Annotated in this window: 3 protein-coding genes; all 3 read right to left on the reverse strand. The window is 73.2% G+C overall.

The features are described 5' to 3' along the window. Positions 1-1,551, reverse strand: a 1,551-nt coding sequence (locus tag AOK23_RS37270; protein WP_055716911.1) for a GGDEF domain-containing protein, incomplete at its 3' end; no start/stop codon positions are given. A 228-nt stretch (positions 1,552-1,779) separates the two neighbouring features. After that, positions 1,780-2,970: a lipid-transfer protein gene (locus AOK23_RS37275; protein WP_055716913.1), complete on the reverse strand. Its 1,191-nt coding sequence runs from the start codon at positions 2,968-2,970 to the stop codon at positions 1,780-1,782. Beyond that, a complete protein-coding gene (locus tag AOK23_RS37280) occupies positions 2,967-3,392 on the reverse strand; it encodes a Zn-ribbon domain-containing OB-fold protein (RefSeq protein WP_055716912.1) in 426 nt (141 codons plus the stop codon). The genes AOK23_RS37275 and AOK23_RS37280 overlap by 4 nt, the downstream gene beginning before the upstream one ends. Between the last annotated feature and the right edge of the window lie 203 nt (positions 3,393-3,595).

Genomic DNA, 3,595 nt, shown 5'->3' on the forward strand with positions numbered 1-3,595 from the left:
CACCCAACTGGCCCCGCCCAGCGCCTTGGCGGCCTGCTTCAGCGGTGCCAGGCACGCGGCGGCCTGCCGGTGGTCCGGGACGCTGCCGGGAGCGCACACGACCGTGGCGAGCGACAGCGTGATCGAGTGTCCGCCCGCCGACCAGAGGGTGTCGAGCATCAACGCGGCCAACGGATCGAGTGCGTCCGGTTCGGCGAGGACCAGGAAGTCGTCACCGCCGATGTGACCCACCCGAGTCGCCCCGGACGCGGCCCGCTGCAACGCCCGCCCCACGGACCGGATCAACTCGTCGCCCGCGGCGAACCCCGCCCCGTCGTTGACCTGCTTGAAGTGGTCGATGTCCAGCCAGCTCAACGCGAACGCCCGCCCCTCCGCGAGCCACCGGTCGACCTCATCCATCAGCGCGTCCGAACCGGGCAGCCGCGTCAGCGGGTTGAGCCCCGCCGCCTCCTCGACCCGGCTCTCGGCGAGCGCCCGCAGCAGATCCGCCGGCCGTACGACACCCACGCACCGCCCGGACCGGTCGACCACCGCGACATCGTCCGTCGTACGGTCCCGATCGCCGACCGCCACGACGTCGAGGACCTCCCAGGCCGTGGCGTCGACCCCGACCGCACGGGGCGGATCGGCGAGCCGCGCGGCCGGCCGGTCGGCGTACAGCGCGTGCCCGTAGCGCCCCGACAGGGACAACAGGAACCGCGACCGGTGCACCGACCGCACCGGGCTCCCGCAGTCGTCCACGAGCAGCACCCCCGACACATCGGGAGCTCCGGTGAGCAGCACCCGCACCTCACCCGCCGACGCCGACGCGGGCAACAGCGCGGCCGGACGCAGGAACTGCCGCACCGAGGGCCCGGAAACCGGTACCGGGGCCACAGGGGAGAGGCGCGGCACGTACACGTCCGCCGCGGGCAGCCGGGCGGGCGGCGCGAACAACTCGCCCTGCGCCAGCTGCGCGCCCGCCGCCCGCGCTGCCGCGCACTGCCCCTCCGTCTCCACCCCCTCGACCGACAACAGGGCGCCCATCTCGTCGCACAGCGTCCGCATCGCCCGCACGGCCGCGGGCCGCGCCAGCAGCGACGCGTCCAGCTTCACCAGGTCGGGCGCCAGATCCACCAGCGTGCGCAGCGGTACGTCGCCGTCCCCGACCCCGTCCGCGCAGATCCGGAAGCCCTCGCTCCGGAGGCCGACGACCGCCTCCAGCAGGGCCGACCGCGGCACGTGCGTGTACGGCGGCACGATGTCGACGGTCACCTCCCACGGCAGCCGCCGCACGTCCCGTACGGCGTCCCGCAGCGCGGCCAGGCCGCCCAGATCGGCCGGGGTCGCCGCGAAGACGTTCACATGTAGCGGCAGCAGCGTCTCCATCCGGGCCGCGGCCCGGATCGCGGACGCGGCGAGCCAGCCGTCGAGTTCGGGGTTCCGGCGGGCCTCCGCCAGCACGTCACCGCTCTCGGGGCGCACCAGTATCTCCAGCGCCGACACTCCTCCGGTCGTCAGATTGACGATCGGCTGGAAGGCGAAGCGGAGCGTGTCCGACCAGGAAGGCACGGCAGCATGATGACGCCGCCCGCACCCTCCGGAACCCGGTTCATGAGCTGTTCACGCATGATTCCCGGTCCGGCACAGCCCGGACGCACACCTGTCCGCCCCTCTCGGACACCCGGCCGACCCGGCGCCGAGCCACCGCCCCCACTGGGCGCGTCACCGCACCCCGAACGCCGCCTCCCGATCGCACGCGTCAGCGCACCCCGAACTCCGCGCTCCCGACCACGCGCGTCACCGCACCACGATCACCGCCGACCCATGCCCGAACAGCCCCTGGTTCGCGCTGAGCCCGACACGCGCGCCCGCGACCTGCCGGTCACCGGCCTCTCCCCGCAACTGCCGGACCAGCTCGCACACCTGGGCGATCGCCTGCGCCGGAACCGCCTCGCCGAAGGACGCGAGACCACCGCTCGTGTTCACCGGTGTACGACCGCCGAGCGCCGTCACCCCGTCCCGCAGCAGCTTCGCCCCCTCGCCCTCGCCGCACAGCCCCAGATCCTCGTACCACTGCAACTCCAGCGCCGTGGAGAGGTCGTAGACCTCGGCGAGCGACAGGTCGTCCGGTCCGAGGCCCGCCTCCTCGTACGCCGCCCGCGCGATCGACGCCCGGAACGTCTCGGCACTCGGCTCCACGGTCACCGCGGAGTCCGTCGCGATGTCCGGCAGATCCAGCACCGTGGTGGGGTAGCGCGGCGTCACCGTGGACACCGCCCGGATCCGCACCGGCCGGTCCACACCGTGCCGCCGCGCGAACTCCAGGCTGGACAGCACGAGTGCCGCACCCCCGTCCGAGGTGGCGCAGATGTCCAGCAGCCGCAACGGGTCCGCGACGACGGCGGAGGCCGCGACCTCCTCCGCGGTGACCCGTTTGCGGTACCGCGCGTACGGATTGAGCGCCCCCAGCGCCGAGTTCTTCACCTTGACCCGGGCGAAGTCCTCCTGGGTGTCACCGTGCACCGCCATCCGGCGCCGCGCGTACAGTCCGAAGTACGTCGGGTTGGTCGCGCCGAGAACCCGGAACCGCAGCCAGTCCGGGTCGTCCGGGCGGTCCCCGCCCGCGGGCCGGAAGAACCCCTTCGGCGCCGCGTCCGCACCCACGACGAGCACGACGTCCGCGAGACCCCCGAGGATCTGGGCCCTGGCGGCGGCCACCGCCTGAGCCCCCGACGCGCAGGCCGCGTACACACTCGTGACCCGCGCTCCCTGCCAGCCCAGCGCCTTGGCGAAGGTCGCCCCCGCCACGTACCCCGGATAGCCGCCACGCACCGTGTCGGCCCCGACGATCGAACCGACGTCCCGCCAGTCGATCCCGGCGTCGTCCAGCGCCGCCCGCGCGGCCGCCGTGCCGTACTCGACGAAACTCCTGCCCCATTTGCCCCACGGGTGCATGCCCGTGCCGAGCACCGCCACCTCTCCCGTCACGCCGTCACCCCCGTCGGCCGCCAGTGCCACGTCGTCCAGGTCGTCTCCGCGTCCTCGTGCAGCACGCCGGGGACGACTTCCACCTCCATGCCCACCGCCAGATCGGCGACGGTGACCCCGGGAACGGCCTGCCCCAGCACCACGAGACGCTCCGCGGCCAGTTCCACAGCGATCAACGCGTACGGCTCCCACGGGAGTTCCGGATCGAACACGTAGGGTGACGGAGGCCGGTAACGGGCGTCGGTGTACGACCACACGCGACCCCGCCGGGACAGCGGCACCTCCCGCAACTCGCCCCCGCCGCACCCCGGGTTGCGGCAGAAGACGTCCTCGCGTGGGAAGAACACCGAACCGCACGCCGAGCAGCACGTGCCGAGTAGGCGGAACCCCTCGCCCTCCCCGGTGAACCAGCCGGTGACCACAGGTGTGCGACCGTGCGACAAGGCGCCTCCCCGGCAACAGATCTGATGGACCGTCAGAAATCGGACCGTTCAGAAGTCTGTCACGGGCGATTCGAATTGAGCAGGTCCCGGAGCGAACCAACCGGCCCCTCCCGGCGTCGCAGTATCCGTGAGGGGTGGCCGGGGCCCACGGGGGTGGTTCCGGCCACCCCTCACGGATACTG

It is taken from the genome of Streptomyces torulosus (genome assembly GCF_001419765.1).
Lineage (GTDB): Bacteria > Actinomycetota > Actinomycetes > Streptomycetales > Streptomycetaceae > Streptomyces > Streptomyces torulosus.